The 21,595-nt window shown below is 64.9% G+C and carries 21 protein-coding genes and 1 pseudogene; 11 read left to right on the top strand and 11 right to left on the bottom strand.

What is annotated here, in order from left to right; genetic code table 11:
* Position 1: 1 nt before the first annotated feature.
* A complete protein-coding gene (gene purN / locus PA6_RS09530; protein ID WP_021700698.1) occupies positions 2-649 on the bottom strand; it encodes a phosphoribosylglycinamide formyltransferase in 648 nt (215 codons plus the stop codon).
* Entirely contained in the window at positions 649-1,707 is a 1,059-nt protein-coding gene (purM, locus tag PA6_RS09525; protein WP_021700697.1) for a phosphoribosylformylglycinamidine cyclo-ligase, read from the bottom strand. The genes purN and purM overlap by 1 nt, the downstream gene beginning before the upstream one ends.
* Before the next feature lie 197 nt (positions 1,708-1,904).
* Here purM and PA6_RS09520 point away from each other — a divergent pair, with 197 nt between their 5' ends.
* Genes PA6_RS09520 through hda form a run of 3 tightly spaced genes read left to right on the top strand, consistent with a single transcriptional unit; the run spans position 1,905 to position 4,756 of the window.
* Complete coding sequence (locus PA6_RS09520; protein ID WP_021700696.1) at positions 1,905-2,930, top strand: DUF2066 domain-containing protein; 1,026 nt, start codon at positions 1,905-1,907, stop codon at positions 2,928-2,930.
* Between the two features lie 30 nt (positions 2,931-2,960).
* Positions 2,961-4,055, top strand: a complete 1,095-nt coding sequence (locus PA6_RS09515; RefSeq protein ID WP_021700695.1) for an AI-2E family transporter — start codon at positions 2,961-2,963, stop codon at positions 4,053-4,055.
* On the top strand, positions 4,052-4,756 hold the full coding sequence (gene hda, locus PA6_RS09510) for a DnaA regulatory inactivator Hda (RefSeq protein WP_021700694.1): 705 nt from the start codon (positions 4,052-4,054) through the stop codon (positions 4,754-4,756). The genes PA6_RS09515 and hda overlap by 4 nt, the downstream gene beginning before the upstream one ends.
* 19 nt (positions 4,757-4,775) lie before the next feature.
* On the opposite strand, the gene PA6_RS09505 is transcribed toward hda, so the two are convergent.
* Genes PA6_RS09505 through arsC form a run of 3 tightly spaced genes read right to left on the bottom strand, consistent with a single transcriptional unit; the run spans position 4,776 to position 6,131 of the window.
* A complete protein-coding gene (locus PA6_RS09505) occupies positions 4,776-5,183 on the bottom strand; it encodes a DUF2069 domain-containing protein (protein WP_021700693.1) in 408 nt (135 codons plus the stop codon).
* Positions 5,176-5,781: an NAD(P)H:quinone oxidoreductase gene (wrbA, locus tag PA6_RS09500; RefSeq protein ID WP_021700692.1), complete on the bottom strand. Its 606-nt coding sequence runs from the start codon at positions 5,779-5,781 to the stop codon at positions 5,176-5,178. The genes PA6_RS09505 and wrbA overlap by 8 nt, the downstream gene beginning before the upstream one ends.
* Entirely contained in the window at positions 5,778-6,131 is a 354-nt protein-coding gene (arsC, locus tag PA6_RS09495; RefSeq protein WP_021700691.1) for an arsenate reductase (glutaredoxin), read from the bottom strand. Before arsC ends, wrbA begins: the two co-directional genes overlap by 4 nt.
* A gap of 71 nt (positions 6,132-6,202) precedes the next feature.
* Here arsC and PA6_RS09490 point away from each other — a divergent pair.
* A pseudogene (locus tag PA6_RS09490) lies at positions 6,203-7,420 on the top strand (YihY family inner membrane protein).
* Positions 7,421-7,600: 180 nt separating this feature from the next.
* Positions 7,601-7,792 carry a hypothetical protein gene (locus PA6_RS09485; RefSeq protein ID WP_021700689.1) on the top strand — a complete coding sequence of 64 codons (192 nt, stop codon included), beginning with the start codon at positions 7,601-7,603 and terminating at the stop codon, positions 7,790-7,792.
* Positions 7,793-7,844: 52 nt separating this feature from the next.
* Here the strand turns inward: PA6_RS09485 and PA6_RS09480 are convergent, their stop codons facing one another.
* Positions 7,845-8,237 (bottom strand): hypothetical protein, encoded by a 393-nt coding sequence (locus PA6_RS09480; RefSeq protein ID WP_021700688.1) that lies wholly within the window; start codon positions 8,235-8,237, stop codon positions 7,845-7,847.
* 219 nt (positions 8,238-8,456) lie between these two features.
* On the bottom strand, positions 8,457-8,798 hold the full coding sequence (locus PA6_RS23385; protein ID WP_021700687.1) for a hypothetical protein: 342 nt from the start codon (positions 8,796-8,798) through the stop codon (positions 8,457-8,459).
* A gap of 190 nt (positions 8,799-8,988) precedes the next feature.
* On the opposite strand from PA6_RS23385, the gene PA6_RS09475 reads away from it, so the two are divergent.
* Genes PA6_RS09475 through PA6_RS09465 form a run of 3 tightly spaced genes read left to right on the top strand, consistent with a single transcriptional unit; the run spans position 8,989 to position 14,690 of the window.
* The gene (locus PA6_RS09475) at positions 8,989-10,284 is read left to right on the top strand and encodes a TolC family protein (RefSeq protein ID WP_021700686.1); all 1,296 of its coding nucleotides are present in this window, start codon (positions 8,989-8,991) and stop codon (positions 10,282-10,284) included.
* Positions 10,285-10,302: 18 nt separating this feature from the next.
* Positions 10,303-11,544: an efflux RND transporter periplasmic adaptor subunit gene (locus PA6_RS09470; RefSeq protein WP_021700685.1), complete on the top strand. Its 1,242-nt coding sequence runs from the start codon at positions 10,303-10,305 to the stop codon at positions 11,542-11,544.
* 11 nt (positions 11,545-11,555) lie between these two features.
* On the top strand, positions 11,556-14,690 hold the full coding sequence (locus PA6_RS09465) for an efflux RND transporter permease subunit (RefSeq protein WP_021700684.1): 3,135 nt from the start codon (positions 11,556-11,558) through the stop codon (positions 14,688-14,690).
* Between the two features lie 51 nt (positions 14,691-14,741).
* On the opposite strand, the gene PA6_RS09460 is transcribed toward PA6_RS09465, so the two are convergent.
* Positions 14,742-16,151 (bottom strand): PilZ domain-containing protein, encoded by a 1,410-nt coding sequence (locus PA6_RS09460; RefSeq protein WP_021700683.1) that lies wholly within the window; start codon positions 16,149-16,151, stop codon positions 14,742-14,744.
* 30 nt (positions 16,152-16,181) lie between these two features.
* Between PA6_RS09460 and PA6_RS09455 the strand changes: the two genes are divergently transcribed.
* Positions 16,182-16,649, top strand: a complete 468-nt coding sequence (locus PA6_RS09455) for a TlpA disulfide reductase family protein (RefSeq protein ID WP_043216491.1) — start codon at positions 16,182-16,184, stop codon at positions 16,647-16,649.
* Between the two features lie 5 nt (positions 16,650-16,654).
* Positions 16,655-16,927, top strand: a complete 273-nt coding sequence (locus tag PA6_RS09450; protein WP_021700681.1) for an acylphosphatase — start codon at positions 16,655-16,657, stop codon at positions 16,925-16,927.
* Here PA6_RS09450 and PA6_RS09445 read toward each other — a convergent pair whose 3' ends face one another.
* Positions 16,928-17,878 (bottom strand): hypothetical protein, encoded by a 951-nt coding sequence (locus PA6_RS09445; protein ID WP_021700680.1) that lies wholly within the window; start codon positions 17,876-17,878, stop codon positions 16,928-16,930.
* Positions 17,879-17,901: 23 nt separating this feature from the next.
* Positions 17,902-19,617: a proline--tRNA ligase gene (locus tag PA6_RS09440; RefSeq protein ID WP_021700679.1), complete on the bottom strand. Its 1,716-nt coding sequence runs from the start codon at positions 19,615-19,617 to the stop codon at positions 17,902-17,904.
* Between the two features lie 101 nt (positions 19,618-19,718).
* Here PA6_RS09440 and PA6_RS09435 point away from each other — a divergent pair, with 101 nt between their 5' ends.
* Entirely contained in the window at positions 19,719-20,126 is a 408-nt protein-coding gene (locus PA6_RS09435) for a PaaI family thioesterase (protein ID WP_115288039.1), read from the top strand.
* 70 nt (positions 20,127-20,196) lie between these two features.
* Here the strand turns inward: PA6_RS09435 and PA6_RS09430 are convergent, their stop codons facing one another.
* On the bottom strand, positions 20,197-21,552 hold the full coding sequence (locus PA6_RS09430; protein WP_021700677.1) for an OprD family porin: 1,356 nt from the start codon (positions 21,550-21,552) through the stop codon (positions 20,197-20,199).
* Between the last annotated feature and the right edge of the window lie 43 nt (positions 21,553-21,595).

Below are 21,595 nucleotides of genomic sequence, written 5' to 3'. Positions count from 1 at the left end.
CCTATGGGCGGATCAGGTGTCCGGTGGCCGGCAGGTCCTTGCCGTCCAGTTGTGCGCCGGTCTTACCCAGCTTCAGGCGGCCTTCGGCGAACCAGCGCATGGCCAGGGGGTAGATATGGTGTTCCTGGCGGTGCACGCGCTGGGCCAGGCTTTCCGGCGTGTCGTCAGACTCTACCGGCACCACGGCTTGTACGACCAGTGGTCCGCCATCGAGTTCCTCGGTGACGAAGTGCACGCTGCAGCCATGCTCGCGGTCGCCAGCCTCCAGCGCGCGCTGGTGGGTGTGCAGGCCTTTGTACTTGGGCAGCAGCGAAGGGTGGATATTCAGCAGGCGGCCCTCGTAGTGACGCACGAAGTCACCGGTGAGGATGCGCATGAAGCCGGCCAGCACCACCAGCTGCGGGTCGAAGCCGTCGATGGCCTCGATCAGCGCGGCATCGAAGGCCTCACGGCCGTCGAACTGCTTGTGGTCGAGCACCCGGGTCGGGATGCCGGCGTTCTGCGCGCGGACCAGGCCGTAGGCATCGGCGCGGTTGCAAATCACCGCGGCGATGCGCGCCGGATTGCCGTCCTGGGTGATGCTGTCGATCAGGGCCTGCAGGTTGCTGCCGGACCCCGAGATCAGCACCACGACATTGCAGTCGGCCATCAGTGGGCTTTCAGGTTGTTCAGCACGACCTGCTCGGCACCCTCGGCGGCCTGGGCGATCTGGCCGATCACCCACGGGGTTTCGCCGGAAGCACGCAGGCTGGCCAGGGTGGCCTCGACCTGGTCCTGAGCCACGCAGATGACCATGCCGACGCCGCAGTTCAGTACGCGGTGCATTTCGTGCTCGTCGACGTTGCCTTTTTCCTGCAGCCAGTCGAACACCGCCGGGCGGGTCCAGCTGGCCACGTCGATCACTGCCTGGGCGCCCTGCGGCAGCACGCGCGGGATGTTGTCGAGCAGGCCGCCGCCGGTGATGTGGGCCATGGCCTTCACCGCGCCGGTTTCCTTGATCAGCTTGAGCAGCGGCTTGACGTAGATGCGCGTCGGCGCCATCAGCAGGTCGGCCAGCTTCTGGCCATTCAGCTCGGTGGCTTCGATGTCGGTGCCGGACACTTCGAGGATCTTGCGGATCAGCGAGTAGCCGTTGGAGTGCGGGCCGGAAGAGGGCAGGGCGACCAGCGCGTCACCGGTCTGCACCTTGGAGCCGTCGATGATCTCGGTCTTTTCCACCACACCGACGCAGAAACCGGCCAGGTCGTAGTCTTCGCCTTCATACATGCCCGGCATTTCGGCGGTTTCACCACCGACCAGGGAGCAGCCGGCCAGTTCGCAGCCGGCGCCGATGCCGGTGACCACGGTGGCGGCCACGTCCACGTTCAGCTTGCCGGTGGCGTAGTAGTCGAGGAAGAACAGCGGCTCGGCGCCGCACACCACCAGGTCGTTGACGCACATGGCGACTAGGTCCTGGCCGATGCTGTCGTGCTTGTTCAGGTTCAGGGCCAGGCGCAGCTTGGTGCCGACGCCGTCGGTGCCGGACACCAGCACCGGCTGCTTGTAGCCGGCGGGGATTTCACACAGGGCGCCGAAACCACCCAGGCCGCCCATGACTTCCGGACGCGCGGTGCGCTTGGCCACGCCTTTGATGCGCTCGACCAGGGCTTCGCCGGCGTCGATGTCGACACCTGCATCCTTGTAGCTGATGGAGGGTTGCTTGCTCATGGGTTCGGGCCTTTAGAAAGGGAGAATGCTGTGGGCGACCGGTGCGGCAGCGGGCCGGTCCGCGAAGGCGCGCGATTTTATCAGGCTTGCCCGCCAGCGGCCACCGGGCGCGACGGTTGCCGGGGGGCAGGCGGCTGTTTAAGGTATAGCCCTTCGCGTGCCGCTCAGGCACAGCCTTTCCAGCCGAGACCCGATCGATGCGCCTGTCCGCCCGCCTGTTTGCCCTCTGCCTCCCGCTGTTCAGCCTGCCGGCCCTGGCTGCGCCGGTCAGCGGCCTCTATCAGGTGCGCGAGGCCGTGACCAGCCAGCAGCCGGAGGAGCGCAGCGCCGCACTCAACCGCGCCCTGGAGACCCTGGTGCTGCGTCTGACCGGTGACGCCAAGGCGCTGCAGAGCCCGGCGCTGGAAGGGGTGCGCCAGGACCCGCAGCAACTGGTCAGCCAGTATGTCTACGAGGGCGAGACCCTGGTGGTGGACTTCGATCCGCTGACCACCGAGAACAAACTGCGCCAAGCCGGTCTGCCGCTGTGGGGCGCCAACCGCCCGGCGATCCTGACCTGGTGGCTGAACAGCAGTGCCGAGGGCGCCAGCCTGGTTGGCGATGGTCAGGAAGCCGCCGCGCCGCTGCAACAGGCCGCCCAGCACCGTGGCCTGCCGCTGCGCCTGCCGCTGGCCGACCTGCAGGAGCAGCTGGCCGCCACGCCGGAAAGCCTCGGTGCCACGCAACCGGACGCGCTGCGCGAGCCTTCCGAGCGCTATGCCGCCGATGCGCTGCTGGCCGTGCAGGCCCGTGAGGATGGCGGCCAGTGGCAGGCCGAGTGGCGTCTGTGGCTGGGCGATGCGCGCGAGCAGGGCAAGGCCCAGGGCGCCGATCAGCAAGCCCTGGCCGATGCCGTGCTGCTGGCCGTGAGCGAGCGCCTGGCGCCGCGCTTCCTGGTCAAGCCGGGCGCTGCCAGTGCGCTGACCCTGGAAGTGCAGGGCGCCAACCTCGGCCGTTTCGCCGAACTGGAGCGTCTGCTCGAACCCTTTGCCGCGCGCCTGCTGCGCGCCAGCGGCGATCTGCTGGTGTGGCAGGTCAATGCCAGCGCCGAGCAGCTGCGCGCCCAGCTGGCGCTGGCCGGTCTGCAGGAAGTGCCGGCCGATGCCGCCCCGCTGGATGCCGGCGGCAACCCGCAGGCCACCCCCGCGGCGGCACCGGCCAACCTGATGCGTTTCCGCTGGTAAATCCCCCTCAATAGCGACGGAGTGCCTGAGATGACCGATTCGCGCCGCTGGCTGTGGCTGGCCGGAGTGTTTCTGTGCGGCTGGCTGATCTACCTGCTGACCCCCATCCTGTCACCCTTCCTGGTGGCCATGCTGCTGGCCTACATGGGCGATCCGATTGTGGATCGCCTGGAGAAGCGCGGCCTGTCGCGGACCTGGGGCGTGGTCATCGTCTTTGCGCTGTTCAGCCTGTTGCTGCTGATCATGCTGCTGGTGCTGATCCCTATGCTCGGTCGCCAACTGGTGCGCCTCTACGAGCTGGCGCCGCAGGGCCTCGACTGGGCGCAGCACCAGGCACTGCCCTGGGTGCAGGCGCAGCTCGGCCTGGCCGAGGGCTTCTGGCGCTTCGATCAGCTCAAGCAGGCGCTGTCCGGGCATCTGGGCAAGACCACCGACATCGTCAGCGGCCTGCTGGCCCAGGCCACCGCCTCGAGCCTGGCACTGCTCGGCTGGCTGGGCAACCTGCTGCTGATCCCGGTCGTGGCCTTCTACCTGCTGCGCGACTGGGACCTGATGCTGGCCAAGCTGCAGAACCTGCTGCCGCGCGCCCGCGAAGGGCTGGTGGTGCGCCTGGTCGGTGAGTGCCACGAGGTGCTCGGTGCCTTCATGCGTGGCCAGCTGCTGGTGATGCTGGCGCTGGCCGGTATCTACTCGGTCGGCCTGATGGTGGTGGGGCTGGAGCTGGGCCTGCTGATCGGTCTGCTCGCCGGCCTGGCCAGCATCGTGCCCTACATGGGCTTCATCGTCGGCTTCGGCGCTGCGGTGGTCGCCGCATTGTTCCAGTACAGCGGCTTCGAACTCTACCCGCTGATCGGCATCGCCGTGGTGTTCGGCATCGGCCAGTTGCTCGAAGGCATGCTGCTCACGCCCATGCTGGTCGGCGATCGCATCGGCCTGCACCCGGTAGCCGTGATCTTCGCCATCCTCGCCGGCGGCCAGCTGTTCGGCTTCACTGGTGTGCTGCTGGCCCTGCCGGTGGCCGCGGTCATCATGGTTTTGCTGCGCCATGCTCATGATTTCTATAAACTTTCCGACCTTTACGGAGAGTCTTCCGGCGATTCGCAAGAACCGCCGTCCAGTGCATGAAACCAGTCCAGCTGCCCCTTGGCGTGCGCCTGCGCGACGACGCCACTTTCGCCAACTACTACCCCGGTGCCAACGCGGCGGCCCTCGGCTACGTCGAGCGGCTGTGCGAGGCCGATGCCGGCTGGACCGAGAGCCTGATCTATCTCTGGGGCGGTGAAGGCGTGGGGCGTAGCCACCTGCTGCAGGCGGCCTGCCTGCGCTTTGAGCAGCGTGGCGAGGCGGCGGTCTATCTGCCACTGGGCGAGGTGGCGGATTACGGCCCCGAGCTGCTCGATGGTCTGGACCAGTCCGAGCTGGTCTGCCTAGACGATCTGGATGCCGTGGCCGGCCGCGCGGACTGGGAAGAGGCGCTGTTCCACCTGTTCAACCGCCTGCGCGACTCCGGCCGGCGCCTGCTGCTGGCGGCCAGCGTGTCGCCGCGCGAGCTGTCGGTGCAGCTGCCCGACCTGCAGTCACGCCTGACCCTGGCGCTGGTGTTCCAGCTGCACGCGCTGTCCGACGAGGACAAGTTGCGCGCCCTGCAGCTGCGCGCCTCGCGCCGCGGCCTGCACCTGACCGACGAAGTGGGGCGCTTCATCCTCACCCGTGGCGAGCGCAGCATGAGCGCATTGTTCGAGCTGCTCGAGCGCCTCGATCAGGCTTCGCTGCAGGCGCAGCGCAAGCTGACCATTCCCTTCCTCAAGGAAACCCTGGGCTGGTAAGGCCCAGGTTTGTCCTTTCTCACTCGCCCGCCAGCTTGCGGTCGTACTGGAACTTCCAGCGCACATAGAGCAGCGCGCTGCAGAACAGGCCGAGGCTGATCACCGTCTCCAGCGCGCCGAACAGGGCACGAGCCGGGTCGATGGCGGCCAGCACGCCCTGAATGAAGTAGATATTCACCACGAAGCAGGCCCAGGCGTGCGCGCGGGCGTTGCCCAGCAGCAGGCCGGGGGCGAGCAGCAGCAGCGGCAGCAGCTGAATGCTGAGGACGACCCAGATGCGCGCGCCGTGCAGGTCGGCGAAGGCCAGGTTCCATACCAGTAGCAGTGCCAGCAGGGCGAAGAAGCTGAACAGGGCGAGGGCGCGACTCAGCTTCAGGCGCGGGGCCAGCCATTCCAGGCTGGGCAGGGGCTTGGGCGTTTTAGCCACGGGAGGTCTCCAGTTGCTTCGCGGTACTCGCCAGGCGCTGGCCGAGGGCGCGGCACAGGGCGATTTCGTGGTCGTCGAGCTTGCGCTTGCCATCGGCGCCGGCATGGTGGCTGGGGCCGTAGGGCGTGCCACCGCCACGAGTCTCCAGCAGGGCGCCTTCGCTGTAGGGCAGGCCGGTGATCAGCATGCCGTGGTGCAGCAGCGGCAGCATCATCGACAGCAGGGTGCTCTCCTGGCCGCCGTGCAGGCTGGAGGTGGAAGTGAACACCCCGGCCGGCTTGCCGACCAGTTCACCGGTCAGCCACAGGCTGCTGGTGCCGTCGAGGAAGTACTTGAGCGGCGCGGCCATGTTGCCGAAGCGGGTCGGGCTGCCCAGGGCCAGGCCGGCACAGTGGCGCAGGTCATCCAGCTCGGCGTAGAGCGCTCCCTCTGCAGGAATGCCCGGGGCAACCGCCTCGCACTCGCTGGATACCGCCGGCACGCTGCGCAGACGCGCCTCCAGGCCGGCCATCTCCACGCCGCGGGCGATCTGCCGGGCCATCTCGGCGGTGGCGCCATGGCGGCTGTAATACAGCACCAGGATATAGGGCGTGCTCATGCCAGCAGCTCCAGGATCTTCTCCGGTGGCCGACCGATCACGGCGCGCTCGCCCGCGACCAGGATGGGGCGCTCGATCAGTTTGGGATGGGCGACCATGGCGGCGATCAGTTGCTCGTCGCTCAGGCTGCTGTCGGCCAGGTTGAGCGCTTTGTACTCGTCCTCGCCAGTGCGCAGCAGGGCACGCGGGGCGATGCCGAGCTTGGCCAGCAGGGCGCGCAGTTGGTCGGCGCTGGGCGGGGTATCCAGGTAGCGCACGACGGTCGGCGCCAGGCCGCGAGCTTCGAGCAGCTCCAGCGCGCCGCGGGACTTGGAGCAGCGCGGGTTGTGGTAGAGGGTCAGATCGGTCATGGCGGGTGCCCATCGGCGAATGAGGGCGCTATTCTAGCCGCGTCGAGCACGAAACGGGCTAAGGAGAGGGCATGCGTCAGCGGCTGGATGATCTGGTGGAGTTCTGGCGTTTCCTGCTGCAGCGTTTCCTCGCCGATCGCGCCATCAACAGTGCCGCGGCACTGACCTACACCACGCTGTTCGCCGTGGTGCCGATGATGACCGTGACCTTTGCCATGCTCTCGGCGATCCCGGCCTTCCAGGACACCGGCGAGCAGATCCAGAACTTCATCTTTCGCAACTTCGTGCCATCCTCGGGCGAGACGGTGCAACAGTACCTGCGCGATTTCACGGCCCAGGCCCGGCAGCTGACCTGGGTCGGCGTGGCGCTGCTGGCGGTGACCGCCTTCTTCATGCTGGTGACCATCGAGAAGACCTTCAATGCCATCTGGCGCGTGCGCCAGCCACGCCGGGGCATTTCCAGCTTCCTGCTGTACTGGGCGATCCTCAGCCTGGGGCCGCTGCTGCTGGGCGCCGGTTTCGCCGTGACCACCTACATCACCTCGCTGTCGCTGCTGTCCGGCCCGGATGCGCTGATCGGAGCCAAGACCCTGCTGGCCTTCGCTCCGTTGCTGTTCAGTACGGCGGCCTTCACCCTGATCTACTCGGCGGTGCCCAACGCCCGGGTGCCGCTGCGCCACGCGCTGCTGGGCGGCGCCTTCGTCGCCCTGCTGGTCGAGGTGGCCAAGGCGCTGTTCGGCCTGTTCGTCAGCCTTTTCCCCGGCTACCAGCTGATCTACGGGGCCTTCGCCACGGTGCCGCTGTTCCTGCTGTGGGTCTACCTGTCCTGGCTGATCGTGCTGTTCGGTGCCGAGCTGGTGTGCAACCTGTCCTCGTCGCGCACCTGGCGCCGCCGCGCGCTGCCGCGTCTGCTGGTGCTGCTCGGCGTACTGCGGGTGTTCCACGACAGCCAGCAGGGTGGCCTGGCGGTGCGGCACGCCGATGTGCAGCGCGAGGGCTGGCTGTTGCCGGAGGATGAGTGGGAGGAGATTGTCGACTTTCTCGAGCGCGAGCAGCTGGTCTGCCGTGCCAGTGGCGGCGGCTGGGTGCTGTGCCGCGATCTGGAACACTACAGCCTGCATCGCCTGCTCGGTCAGAGTCCCTGGCCGTTGCCGCGGCCGGCGCAACTGCCCGAGCGGCTCGACGAGGTCTGATACCCGGCCCTGCGCAACGCCCTGGAGATGCTGCACGAGGAACAGGCGGCGCTGTTCGGCGGCAGCCTGGCGCAGTGGCTGCGGGCCAGGGAGTGAGGGCTTGCCAAGGGTGACGAAAAAAGTCAGTTTAGGGCGAGGTGCAGCCGGCTCCACGGGGCTGCAAGGGCGCTGAAGCGCCGCAATACCGGCCAGGGATGGCTGGCACGCTTCTGGCAACTACCCAGCCATGTGCTGGCAGACGGCCAGCAGCCTGAATGACTCAGGGATGTCGTGTGGATGAGCAGTAGCAAGAACAAAGTGGTGCCCCTGCAGCCGCGGGATTCCGAGGATGCACTGGAGCGCCTGAACCGCATCACCGGCCTGCGTTTCGCCCGTTGGCCCGAGTCGCTGGCGGCCCTGGCGCGCCAGGCGGCCGAGGAGAGCGAGCCGCCCAAGCCCAGCTCCGTGGTGCGTTTCGGGGTTTTCTGAGGCCCCAAAACAAAACCCCCGCCGAAGCGGGGGTGGGCAACCTGCGGCGGGTTCAGGCCAGCGCCTGGCGATTCGCGCTTTCCTGCAGTTCCACGGCCTGCACGAACAATTCCTCGACTATCAGGGGCTGTGCCGGTACGGCCGAGCGCAGGCGGACCTGCATGTCCTCGATCTTGCTCTTCATCGGCAGGCGGGCGATGCCGGAGAGCATCACCTTGTGGTGCGCGTTGACCTTGCCATGATCCACCGCCACTTCGCGCACCTGGCTGCCATCGCGGTAGCGCACCATCAGCGATACCGGCAGATTGGCCAGCCCCGGCAGATGCAGCCAGACCGCCACGTTGTATTCCCCGACCCGCCCCTCGTAGGGGGCCACGCTGGAACGTGCGCTGTTGACGATGCTGGCGGGAACGGGGCCGATCAGCCTGTCATTGGCTTGGGTCATGGGGGTAACTCCGGCAGAACTCGTTGGTATAGGTATGCGCCGATTATAGGCAGGGGCATGGTGCTGAAACTGTGCGCTGTGGCCCCGCCGGCTGAGACTTTCGTCGCAGAACCTGGCTGAAGGATCAGGCCTGGTGCAGGATTTTGGGGGCGGATTGGGTAGCAACTTTCTCGAGAAATCCCTGGCTTTCCCTTGCGTGGCTCTAGATGTCGTGGGGTATCATTGTTGTGAGGCTTGGGGCTGCGCATTTTTGCCACCCGAGCCTTTCTCTTGAGTAGGCAAGCAGAAATAGGGTGTCTGGGCTCCGTGAGCATTTCTACGCATGTGGACAGCTGGAACAAAAAGATGATGATTGTCGCTGTTCTGGCGACGGTTCTCTTCTTGCAGCTTTTCATGGCGGGTACCAATGCCAAGGATACCTCTCATGTGACTGAAGCGGCCTGCGGTGCTTGTACCGTTGCAGTTAACGATTCGTTGGCTTCGATAGATTCCGGCGTCGTCAGCACGGATCTGTCCGATATGGATGCAGGGGCCTTCTGTGACATCGGTTGTGGATGTCATGGACACTCGTCGCATTTTGGTTTGACTTCAGCAGGCTTTGACTTTTCCCTTAGCCGTGGCCGGATTCATAGTCCTGCCCCTCTCTTTGGGGCTCGCTCGCGGCCGCCTCTCGATATCTACAGGCCTCCCATCGTTTGATTTCCACTACAGTTCTTGACGGAATTCATTTGATGATCAAAGAGGTCTACTTATGCCTACTCAGGTCGCAGCGTGCCTGCACTTCGCGCGCCGAGCGCGTCTGCTTATAGCCCTGGCATTGCTACCGGCAGGTTTTGCTCATGCCGCCCCCGAAACATCCCTGACGCTTGGCGATGCCACGCTGCGCACCATGCAGCGCAATCCGGAACTACAAGTGTTTCGCTGGCGTTTCCAGGCTCTGGATGGGCAGCGCTATACGGCGGATCAGGCTCCCGCCTGGTCGGTCGGTTTGGATAGCGAGAACGTGCTCGGCAGCGGCGACTATTCAAAGTTCGATAGTGCCGAGTTCACCCTTTCGTTGTCTTCCGTGATCGAGTTGGGCGGCAAGCGTGGGCAGCGCTTAGCGGTCGCCGATTCCAACTATGCCCTGGCGGAGGCGGAGCAGCGTGCTCAGGCCTTGGATCTGCTGGGGCGGGTGACTCAGGACTTCATTACGACTCTGGTTCTGCAGGAGAAGCTCAAGATCGCTTCGGAGGCCGTGCGTCTGGCCGAGGAGAATCAGCGTCTGGTTCTTCAGCGGGTGCGCCAAGGGGCGGCTCCGGAGGCAGAGTCGCTGCGCGCCAAGGCCGCCCTGTCCAACGCCAAGATGGAGCAGGAGGCGCTATCCGCCGAGTATTCGAGTCGCAAGATGGTTCTGGCTACAGCGTGGGGCGGGCAAGGCCCCGACTTTGCGAAACTCAGTGGCGATCTGTTCAAGTTCGATGCGGTTTCCGACTTTGAGAGTCTGTATCAGCGGGTTGCCGCCGGTCCGACGATTGAGGTCTATGCCGGTGAGGCGCGCTTGCGCGAGGCCGAGCTGCAACTGGCGCAAAGCCAGTCAGTCGCCGACGTGGGTTGGCAAGTTGGCGTACGTCGTTTCGAGGATGTGAACGAGTCCGCGTTGACTGCAGGTATCTCGGTCCCACTGTTTTCCGGTACGCGCAATCGCGGCGAGGTCCAATCGGCGATGGCTGCCCGTGACGAGGTGCAGTACCGCAGGGAGGCCTCGTTGCTGGCCTTGCGCGCACGGCTGTTCGAGGCCTGGCAGGCCCATCGCAGCAGCGTGAAGGCTGTCGAGCAGATCAGGGTCGAGGTCCTGCCGGCGCTGGACAAAGCCCTGGTACAGACCCGTGATGCCTATCAGCGCGGTCGTTACAGCTATATCGACTGGATCGCGGCCCAGAAGGAATTGCTGGATGCCCGCTTCGCGCTGATCGATGCCGCCAGCACGGCGCTACTCAATCAGGCACTGATCGAACAACTGACTGCGGAGCCGCTGGCGGAAGTCCAGTCGCTGCTGCCTCGTTAACCCTATTCGGAAATCAATATGAAGATTGTCAAAAGCATTTTGTTGCTGTTGGTGTTGCAGCTTTTCCTGCCGCAGGCGTTATTGGCCGCTGGAGGGGATGAGCATGGAGAGCATGGCGAGACTGAGGGGCACGAAGAGGAGGCTCGAACCGGTCCGAATGGCGGCAGATTACTTGAGGCGGATGGTGCCGCCGTCGAGCTGTCGATCTTTGAGAGCGGCGTGCCTCCGGAGTTCCGCGCCTGGATCACTGATGACGGCAAGCCTGTGGCCGATGGTCGCGCGCGCCTGGTGGTCGAGCTGACTCGGCTGGGTGGCCAGGTCGATCGTTTCGATTTCAGTCGTAGCGGTGACTTTTGGCGGGGTAATGGCACGGTGGAGGAGCCGCATTCCTTTGACGTGAGGGTCGAGCTGACCTTGGACGGCAAGAAGCAGGACTGGGAATGGGACTCCCACGAGGGGCGGGTCGAGATTCCGGCAGAGATGGCGAAGAATTCCGGTATCCGTGCCGAGGCTGCCCAGGCACGCACTATCGAGCGTCAGGTGCGTGCTTTCGGCGTGCTGGTCATACCGCCGGAGCAGGTGGCTCAGGTCGGGGCGCGTTTCTCGGGCCTGGTGACTGGCGTAAATGTGCGGGTGGGCGACAAGGTCGGCAAGGGCGATGCACTGGCCCAGGTCGAGTCCAACGAGAGTCTGCAGCAGTACAGCGTTCGGGCCCCTATTGCTGGTGTGGTGCAGAACCGCATGACCAATGTGGGCGGGGTGGTTGCCGAGGCGCCGCTATTCACGCTGGTCAACGATTCACGACTGCTGGCCGAACTGAAGATTTTCCCCGGCCAGCGCGAGCAGGTGCGGGTCGGTCAGGCAGTGCATGTCGGGGTTGGTGAGCGCCAGTACCAGGGGCGCATCGAGCACCTGATTCCATCCACCGACGGTAAGCCCTATGTGGTGGCGCAGGTGCCCCTGGATAACGCCGATGGCCGTCTGGCCGCGGGCGATATGGCCAATGCCGCGATTGTCGTGGAGCAGACGCAAGTCCCGGTGGCGGTGAACAATCTGGCGCTGCAGAGCTTCCGCGATTGGACGGTGGCTTTTATCCAGGTCGGCGACAGTTATGAGATTCGTCCCCTCGAACTGGGTCGTAGCGACGGGGTGTATAGCGAAGTGCTGAGCGGCCTGAAGGCCGGCGATAGCTATGTGGTGGATAACAGCTACCTGATCAAAGCCGATATCGAGAAGGCCGGCGCCTCGCACGATCACTGAGAGAGAACGACATGATTGAAGCACTCGTGCGTCTCTCCATCGAGAGACGCTATCTAATGCTGAGCCTGATCCTGGTCCTGCTGGGGGTGGGGTTCTGGAGCTATCAGCGCCTTCCCATCGACGCAGTACCCGATATCACCAACGTCCAGGTGCAGATCAACACCGAGGCACCTGGCTATTCTCCGCTGGAGGCGGAGCAGCGCATCACCTTCCCGGTGGAGACGGCGCTCTACGGTCTGCCCGACCTGGAGTACACCCGTTCCCTCTCGCGCTACGGGTTGTCGCAGGTGACGGTGGTCTTCAAGGAAGGCACCGATATCTTCTTCGCCCGCAATCTGATCGATGAGCGCTTGAGTTCGATCAAGGGGGCTCTGCCACCCGGGCTGGAACCGGAGATGGGGCCGATCGCCACGGGGCTCGGCGAGATCTTCATGTATACGGTTGAGGCGGAACCGGGCGCCAAGCAAGCCAATGGCTCGCCCTATGACGCCACCGCCCTGCGCGAGGTGCAGGACTGGATCATCAAGCCGCAGTTGGCACAAGTCGCGGGTGTGGTGGAGGTCAACACCATCGGTGGCTTCGACAAGCAATACCATGTCACCCCCGATCCCGTGCGCCTGCTGCAGTTCGGTATCAGCATGGAGGATGTGGTCCAGTCTCTGAATGCCAACAACAACAACCGTGGCGCCGGATACATCGAGCGCAATGGTCAGCAGTTGCTGGTGCGCTCACCGGGGCAGCTGGAGTCCATCGCCGATATCGAAGCGGTTGTGGTGGGGCGGCAGGGTGTCGACCCGGTGCTGCTGCGCGACGTGGCCGAGGTGGCGATTGGCAAGGAGCTGCGCACGGGTGCTGCGACGCGCGATGGCCGGGAGACTGTGCTAGGGACCGCCATGATGCTGGTGGGCGGCAACTCGCGCACGGTTTCTCGGGATGTGGCGCAGAAGCTGGAGGCGACCAAGGCTTCCCTGCCCGATGGCATCAAGGTGGAGGCGGTCTACGATCGCACCACGCTGGTGGACAAGACCATCGCCACCGTGCAGAAGAATCTGCTGGAGGGCGCCCTGCTGGTCATCGTCGTACTGTTCATGCTGCTGGGTAACTTCCGCGCGGCGTTGATCACCGCGGCGATCATTCCGCTGTCGATGCTGGCGACCATCGCCGGCATGGTAAAGACCGGCGTCTCCGCCAACCTCATGAGCCTAGGGGCCTTGGACTTCGGTCTGATCGTCGACGGTGCGGTGATCATCGTGGAGAACTGCATTCGCCAGTTGGCCCAGGCGCAGCACACCAACGGCGGCTTGCTGCCGTTGCGGGAGAGGTTGCAGCTGGTCTACGAGGCCACTATCGAAGTGGTACGTCCCAGCCTGTTTGGCGTGGCCATCATCACCGTTGTTTACATTCCGATCTTTACCCTCTCCGGGGTCGAAGGAAAGATGTTCCACCCGATGGCGGCGACCGTCGTCATGGCCCTGCTCGCGGCCATGGTGTTTTCGCTGACCCTGGTGCCGGCTGCGGTGGCCTTGTTTATGAGCGGCAAGGTCAGCGAGAAGGAAAGCCGCGTCATTACGGCTGGCAAGTCGCTGTACCGGCCTCTGCTGGAAAAGGCCATCAAGTGGCCTTGGCTGGTGCTGTCTTCGGCCATGGGGCTGGTAGTGTTGTCCGTCTGGCTGGTCAGTACCCTCGGCTCGGAGTTCATTCCGCAACTGGACGAGGGCGACATCGCCCTGCATGCCTTGCGGATTCCTGGTACGGGGCTGGAGCAGTCGGTCGTCCTGCAGGAGCAGCTAGAAGCGCGCATCAAGGCATTTCCAGAGGTCGACAAGGTGTTTGCCAAGATCGGCACTCCCGAGGTGGCAACCGACCCGATGCCACCGAACGTGGCGGACAATTTCGTGATGCTCAAGCCTCGGGAGCAGTGGCCCAATCCGGAAAAGACCAAGGCCGAGCTGGTGGCCGAGATGGAAGAAGCCGTCGCCAAGCTGCCGGGCAACAACTACGAGTTCACCCAGCCGATCCAGATGCGCTTCAACGAATTGATCTCCGGGGTGCGCTCCGATCTCGGGATCAAGGTCTTCGGCGACGATCTGCAGCAGCTTGAGGCTACCGCCAACGCGATCTCGGAAGTGGTCGAGGGCATCGATGGGGCCGCAGATGTGCGGGTCGAGCAGGTCAGTGGTCTGCCGATGCTGACCGTCACGCCCAAGCGCCTGGTGTTGGCCCGCTACGGAGTCAGCGTCGAAGTGCTGCAGGACCTGGTGGCCACTGCGGTTGGTGGCGAGGAGGCCGGCTTGATCTATGAGGGTGATCGTCGTTTCGATCTGGTGGTGCGGCTGCCAGAGCGCCTGCGCAACGATATCGACGGTCTGTCCCAGCTGCCCGTTCCGCTGCCCGACGGTGGTTATGTTCCGTTGGGCGAGGTGGCCAGTATCGAGTTGAGCCCCGCGCCGGCGCAGATCAGCCGGGAGAACGGCAAGCGTCGCGTGGTCGTGACCGCCAACGTCAGGGAGCGCGACCTCGGTGGCTTCGTGATGGAGGTCAAGCAGCGGGTGGCAGCAGAGGTCGATCTGCCGGCCGGTTACTGGCTGGACTACGGCGGTACTTTCGAGCAGCTGGAGTCTGCCAGCCAGCGCCTGATGATCGTGGTGCCGGTGACTCTGCTCATCATCATCGGTCTGCTGGTGATGGCCTTCGGCTCACTCAAGGACTCCATGATCATCTTCACGGGAGTGCCGTTGGCTCTGACCGGTGGGGTGTTTGCCCTGTGGATGCGCGACCTGCCGTTGTCGATTTCGGCCGGGGTGGGCTTCATTGCCCTTTCCGGTGTGGCGGTGCTGAACGGTCTGGTGATGCTGGCCTTCATTCGTGATCTCTGGCACGAGAAGGGTGATCTGCTCACAGCGGTAATCGAGGGCGCTCTGGTCCGTCTACGGCCAGTCTTGATGACGGCCCTGGTCGCCAGCTTGGGCTTCGTGCCCATGGCCCTTAATACCGGTACTGGTGCGGAAGTGCAGCGTCCGCTCGCCACTGTGGTTATCGGTGGCATCGTCTCCTCCACCTTGCTGACGCTGTTGGTATTGCCTGTACTCTATTACCTGCTTCACCGTCGCGATGTGTTGCTGCATAAGCTGCAGAAACAACATTGACCCCTAAGACCGCCCTCACCTGAATAAGTCGGGTGGGGCGGTCTCTCTTCTTTAGGCTAATTTCAGCGGATGGCGGACCACAGTCGGCGTGCTGAGATTGGCCGCCGGTAGCGGCAGCACGGCCTGGTTGTTGACGTTGGCCAGTTGCAGCCAGACGTTCTCGCCCTCGACGAATTGCCCGCAGGGCAGCCACAGGCCGTGGTGCCAGCCGGCACCGGGTTCGGGCGTGCTCTGCAGGACGCCCGGGTGGGTCTGCGCGCTGGGCGCGCGGCGCAACCACACGGCCCGTGGCAGCCCCTTGAGGTAGCGCAGGCCCAGATGCAGGCCTTGCTGGTTGAGATGGCGCCAGCGCACCAGGGCCAGGGTCGGAGTGCCACTGTGCGGCAAGACCAGGATCAGTTGGCCCACCGGCAGCTGCGGGCCGAGGTCGGCATGGCAGAGCAGGCGCGCGCCTCCGGGGCTGGCATCGAGCATCTGCGCCGCGCAACTGGGCGGGCGCTTTTCCAGCAGCTGGGCATGGATAGCCGGCAGGCCGATCACCAGGCTGCAGTCGGCGCTGAAGTCGGCCCGCGGGTGACGCCTCTGCTGACGCCCCTGCCAGTGCGGGCGCACCCGCTCCAGCAGTTCCCTTTCCTGTGCGCTCTGCAGCGGCGCGGGCTCGTGCAGGGCGACCAGCAGGGCGCCGAGCTCCAGACGTCGCAGGTAGTCGGCCGAGCCCTTGACCTGGCCGTCATAGGGCAGGCAGGGCAGGGCCTGGCTGAGGTCGATCAGCGGTGCCTCGCTGTCCTCGTCGTCATCCCAGGGCAGCAGACGCGCCAGGCCGGACAGCGGGGTCAGGGCGGCGAACAGGGTCACGCACTCGCCTTCGGCCAGGTGGAATGGATTGCTCAGAGCCAGGAGCAGCATCTGCTGGTAGAGGCCGCGCAGCGAGCCGGCGGGGGCCGGCTGGAAAGGTGCGGCGACCGGCTCGTCCAGGCACTGCTGGTGCTCACCCAGCCAGTACAGCAGGTGGCTGTCGCTCCACAACGAGGCCGGTGGTTCCTGGTACAGCTGGTAGTGACGCAGCAGGCTCTGGGCGAGGAAGTGCTCGGCCATGTACAGGCACCAGGCCAGGTGCGGGCGCGAGGGCTGGCGTCCCTGCAGGATCTGCAGCAGCAGGCGCTTGAAGCCGGCGGCCAGCTCGTCGCAGAGATGCACGAACAGGGGCGAGGGAGCCGCACCCTGGCCCAGCGGGGCGCAGTAGTGGCGGTATTCCTCGCTGAGGCTTTGCAGGGCGCGCTGTCTTTCCAGTAAGGTCATGGCGCTGCGGTTGAGGCGCAGCAACAGGGTCAGGACCTGTTGCAGGCCGTCCTCGTAGACCTGCCGGCGGGCATCGGCGAGTCGTTCGTTGAGGTCGGCGAGCGGAGTGGCGTCCTCCTCGAGGATATCCGGCACTTCGAGGCGCAGGGCATCCAGCGTCATATCAACCCCGTATGCACGAGGAACGATTGCATGGGAAGGCCACTCCAGATGGTGATTGGTGTCATCGCCGGGCTTCTTCTGGCCGGTTGCGCCGAGGACTGGGGCGTCGATCAGCATGGACGAAAGGTAGCGGCTGAGCAGCTCGAAGGCCAGTGGTTGGTGATCAATTACTGGGCCGAGTGGTGCAAGCCGTGCCGCACCGAGATCCCCGAGCTGAATCGGCTCGCCGTGGCGCTGGAGGGCCAGGGTGCGCGGGTGCTCGGGGTCAACTTCGATGCCCTGCAGGGCGAGGCGCTGAGCAAAGCCGCCGAGGCCTTCGCTATCCGTTTCACCGTGCTGGCGCAGGACCCCGCCGCGCGTCTGCAACTGCCGCGCAACGATGTGTTGCCGGTCACCTACATCATCGATGCCGACGGTAGGCTGCGTGAGCGCCTGGTCGGCGAACAGACCGCTGCCGGCCTGCAGGCGCGGCTGGCTCATTGGCAGGCTCGGGAGTAATGGTTATGCGCATCTGTATGCACGGTTTCGTCACTGGCAGGGTGCAGGGCGTGAGTTTTCGCCAGTGCACCGCGGAGCAGGCCGAACGCCTCGACCTGGATGGCTGGGTACGCAACCTGAATGATGGGCGGGTCGAGGTACTGATGGAGGGCGCGCAGAGCGCGGTGCAGGAGCTGGCCGCCTGGCTGGAGCAAGGTCCCGAGCGCGCGCAGGTCGAGCGGGTGGAGCTGGAGGAGCAGCCGGTGCAGGGCGTCACCGGCTTCGTCGTGCGTCGCTGATCAATCCTCGCCGGGATCGGCTGCCAGGCGGCCGGCGTCCTTGAGCAAGGCCTCGAGGAACTCGGCCTGCAGCTCCGGATCGTTGCGGGTCAGTTCGATCAGGCTCTGTTCCAGCTCGCTGGCCTCTTCCTCCAGGCCCAGGTCGGACAGGCGCTTGACCCGGTGTACCCACTGGCCGACCTCGTCATCCTCGAGGTCGTCGTAGATCAGGGAATGAGCCTCGCGCAGCTTGCCGCGCAGGTCGCGGCTGACCAGCAGGGTGGCTTCGGTGCGCGTACCGTCCTGCGGATCTTCCACGCTCAGCAGCAGGGTGCCGATATGGCTGGCGTCGTGCTCGGCGAAAGGTCCGTCGAGCAGGTTCAGGCGCAGCACGCCGGACCTGTCGGTGGTCAGCTCGAAGCTGTCCTTGCCGGCCTTGACCTGTACCGGGCGCTCGGCCCAGGGCAGGCTGGAGTAATCCATGCGCTTGTCACGCTGCAGCTCCTCGATGGCGGCCAGGTTCTGCTCGGCGCGGCCGTTGGATTCGACGTTCATCGCCGGGTTCATGCCGGCGAAGCCGTAGCTGATCCAGTCCTTGGTCACGCTGTCCGGCAGGCGGCCGAGCATCACCACGTTGAGCGCGTTGGCACCGATGCCGGCGACCACCGCCACCGCGCCCAGCGGCACCTCGTAGAGTTCGCGCCAGGGCTGGTAGGGGGTGTAGCGGTCGTAGCGGCGAGTGACCTCGAACTCGGTGACCTCGAAGGTCTTCTGTTCATGCACGCGCACGCGGCGCTGCGGCAGTTCCAGTACGCGCGGCTCGCCCACGTCGATCTGCAGGCTGTGATCGAGCAGACGACGCTCGAAGCGTTCCTCGTGCTCGCTGCGCTGTGGCAGCTGGTTGGCGCAGCCGCCGAGGAAGAGGGCGCCGCACAGGGCGGCGCCGATACGGAGGGTGTTTCGCTGGAACATGCGGGCTTCTTGGTCGGTCGGACTCAGCGGGCGATGCGGTTGGCGAGGAACGACAGAATCTCGGCGGCCGGCATCTGCTGGCTCTCGCTGTCGCGGCGGTGCTTGTATTCGAGGTTGCCCTCGGCCAGGCCGCGCTCGCTGACCACGATGCGGTGCGGGATGCCGATCAGCTCCATGTCGGCGAACTTCACCCCGGGGCTGGTCTTCTTGTCGCGATCGTCCAGCAGCACCTCGTAGCCGGCGGCGGTCAGCTCGGCGTAGAGCTTGTCGGTGGCGGCGCGCACGGCTTCGTTCTCGTACTTCATCGGCACCAGGGCGATCTGGAAGGGCGCCAGGGCGTCGGTCCAGAGGATGCCGCGCTCGTCCCAGTTCTGCTCGATGGCCGCGGCCACCACGCGCGATACGCCGATGCCATAGCAGCCCATGGTCAGGGTGATCGGCTTGCCGCTCTCGCCCAGGACCTTGCAGCCCATGGCCTCGCTGTACTTGGTGCCGAGCTGGAAGATATGGCCGACTTCGATGCCGCGCTTGATCACCAGGGTGCCCTTGCCGTCCGGGCTGGGGTCGCCTTCGACCGCGTTGCGCAGGTCGGCGACGGCCGGCAGCGGCAGGTCGCGCTCCCAGTTGAGGCCGAAGTAGTGCTTGCCGTCGAGGTTGGCGCCGGCGCCGAAGTCGCTCATCAGGGCCACCGAACGGTCGATCACGCAGGGGATCGGCAGGTTCAGCGGGCCCAGCGAGCCGGGGCCGGCGCCGATGGCGGCGCGGATCTCGGCCTCGGAGGCGAACACCAGGGGGCTGGCGACCAGCTCGTGGTTGGCGGCCTTGATCTCGTTCAGCTCGTGGTCGCCGCGCACGATCAGGGCGACCAGCTTGCCTTCCTCGGCGGCATGCACCACCAGGGTCTTGACGGTCTTCTCGATGGCCAGACCGAACTGGGCCACCAGGTCGTCGATGGTCTTGGCCTCGGGGGTGTCGACCAGGCGCAGTTCCTCGGTGGCCGCGCCGCGTTCTTTCTCGCGCGGGATGGCCTCGGCCTTCTCGATGTTGGCGGCGTAGTCGGAGCTGTCGCTGAAGGCGATATCGTCTTCGCCGGACTCGGCCAGCACGTGGAACTCGTGGGAGCCGGTGCCGCCGATGGAGCCGGTGTCGGCCTGCACCGGGCGGAAGTTCAGGCCCAGGCGGGTGAACACATTGCAGTAGGCCTGGTGCATGCGGTCATAGGTTTCCTGCAGCGAGGCCTGGTCCAGGTGGAAGGAGTAAGCGTCCTTCATGATGAACTCGCGGCCACGCATCAGGCCGAAGCGCGGGCGGATCTCGTCGCGGAACTTGGTCTGGATCTGGTACAGGTTGATCGGCAACTGCTTGTAGCTGTTCAGTTCGTTGCGCGCCAGATCGGTGATCACTTCCTCATGGGTCGGGCCCAGGCAGAAATCGCGATCGTGACGATCCTTGATGCGCAGCAGCTCGGGGCCGTACTGCTCCCAGCGGCCGGACTCCTGCCACAGCTCGGCCGGCTGCACGGCCGGCATCAGTACCTCGAGGGCGCCGGCGGCATTCATCTCTTCGCGCACTATGGCTTCGGCCTTGCGCAGTACGCGCAGCCCCATCGGCATCCAGGTGTACATGCCGGAGGCCAGCTTGCGGATCAGGCCGGCACGCAGCATCAGCTGGTGGCTGATCACCACGGCGTCGGAGGGGGTTTCCTTGAGGGTCGAGAGCAGGTACTGACTGGTACGCATGTTTGGCCGTTATGTCGGTTGCGGGGGCAAATAATGACTCGGCATTGTACGGTGCCAGCCATGTGGCGTACAGGATGGAGCGGGAGTCGAAGATGGCGGAGCTGACGGCGGGCCAGGTGCAGGCCCTGATCCGGGCGGGGGTGCCGATGGCCGAGGATATCGATCTGCGGATCGACCGCCTTGAGGCCGATCTGGCGGTGGCGCGGGTACCTTTCCACGGCAAGCTGGTGCGGCCGGGGGGCACCCTGTCGGGGCCGACCATCATGTCACTGGCCGATGCCGCCATGTACGCGGTGGTGCTCGGGCGTCTGGGGCGGGTGGAGATGGCGGTGACCGCCAACCTGAACATCAACTTCCTGGCCAGGCCCAAGCCGCTGGACCTGATCGCCGAGGCGCGCATCCTGCGCTTGTCCAGGCGCCAGGCGGTGTGTGAGGTGCAGCTTTACTCGCAGGGTGAGGAGGGCGAACTGGTGGCTCATGTCACCGGGACCTACGCGTTGCCACAATAACGCAATAAGTTGCGACGGCGTATAAAAAGAACCCGGCCTAGGCCGGGTTCTTTTACAGCTCGAAGGATGCTTACAGAATATCCAACGGATATTCGGTGATCACGCGAACTTCGTCCAGCGCGCTGGAGCCGCCGGAGTAGACCCAGCCCATGTCATTGTTGCTACGCCAGGTGGCCTGGCGGACGGTGATGGAAAGATCCTTCGCGGGGCCTTCCTGGAACACATACTTGACTTGAAGGTCGCGCTCCCACTCCTTGCCGTCGCTACCATAGGCGCCAGCAAATGCACCGTTCACGTCGGCATTGGTGCCGTCGACATCGCTGCCGGTGATGTAGCGGGCCATGAAGCTCAGGCCGGGTACGCCGAAGGCGGCCATATCGAGATCATAGCGGACCTGCCAGGACTTCTCGCCAGGGCCGTTGAAGTCGGAGTATTGGACGGAGTTGGCCAGGAAGACCGAGTCACCGTAGTTGAAGCCATCCATCATGATGTAGTCCATAGGTTCGTCGCCGTTATTGCGCTGATGGGCGAGGGTGAACTTATGGGCGCCTAGGGTGTAGGCAGCAGCTAGGGAGAAGATTGTGTTGTTTAGTTCGCCGGCCTTGGCTGAGCCTTCGTCCACGGTACGATAGATGTTGAAATCGAAGTTCAGTGCTTGGCTGTCGCTGAACGCAATGTTGTAGTTGGCGTTGCCGTAGTACTGGCGCCAGATGTCTTCCAGCTCGGAGCCGTACAGGCTTACGCTGAAGTCATCGCTGAAGCTGTAACTGCCGCCGACATAGTCGGCGCTTTTAGCTGTAACGCCAGCATAGGAAGTGGCGATTTCGCCGTCGCTGTTGGTGCTCATGCTGCCGTCGCGAATGGACGTGAAGTGGCCGGCATCCAGGCTAAGGTTCTCGATTTCGCTGCTTGACAGCTGGAAGCCTTCTGCACTGGCTGGCAGCAGGCGGGCGGTGCTAGTGGCGAAGACCGGGGCGGTCGGGAACAGGTTGCCGTACTTCAGTTCGGTATTGGAGATGCGCATCTTCACCGCGCCACCGGCGTAGGAGTAATCGTCTTCCGCGCGACCATCGCTGTCGATCGGCAGCAGGCCGGTGCCTGTAGTGCCGCGGCCGCTGTCGAGCTTGATGCCCAGCATGCCGTGGGCGTCTACGCCGAAACCTACGGTGCCTACGGTATAGCCCGACTCGTAGAGAGCGGTAATGCCGTGGGCCCACTCTTGACGATAGTTCTGATCGTCAGCGCTTCCGCCATTGCCTGCGCCATTGTTGCGGAAGTCGCGGTGTAAGAAGAAGTTCTTGTTCAGAACGTCGAAGCTGCTGTCTTCAACAAAGCCCTTGGACTCAGACTGCGCGCTGGCGAAAGCCAGTTGGGTGGTACCTGCGGTCACGGCCAGAGCCAGTGCGCTCCACTTCATCACTTGCATTGTGATTGCTCCTTTGGTTTAGAAGAGTTGTGCTACCCATTGT

This window comes from Aquipseudomonas alcaligenes NBRC 14159 (genome assembly GCF_000467105.1).
Classification (GTDB): Bacteria; Pseudomonadota; Gammaproteobacteria; order Pseudomonadales; family Pseudomonadaceae; genus Aquipseudomonas; species Aquipseudomonas alcaligenes.
The sequence above is the reverse complement of the archived record's forward strand: the minus strand, read 5'-3'. Positions and strand labels throughout refer to the sequence as shown.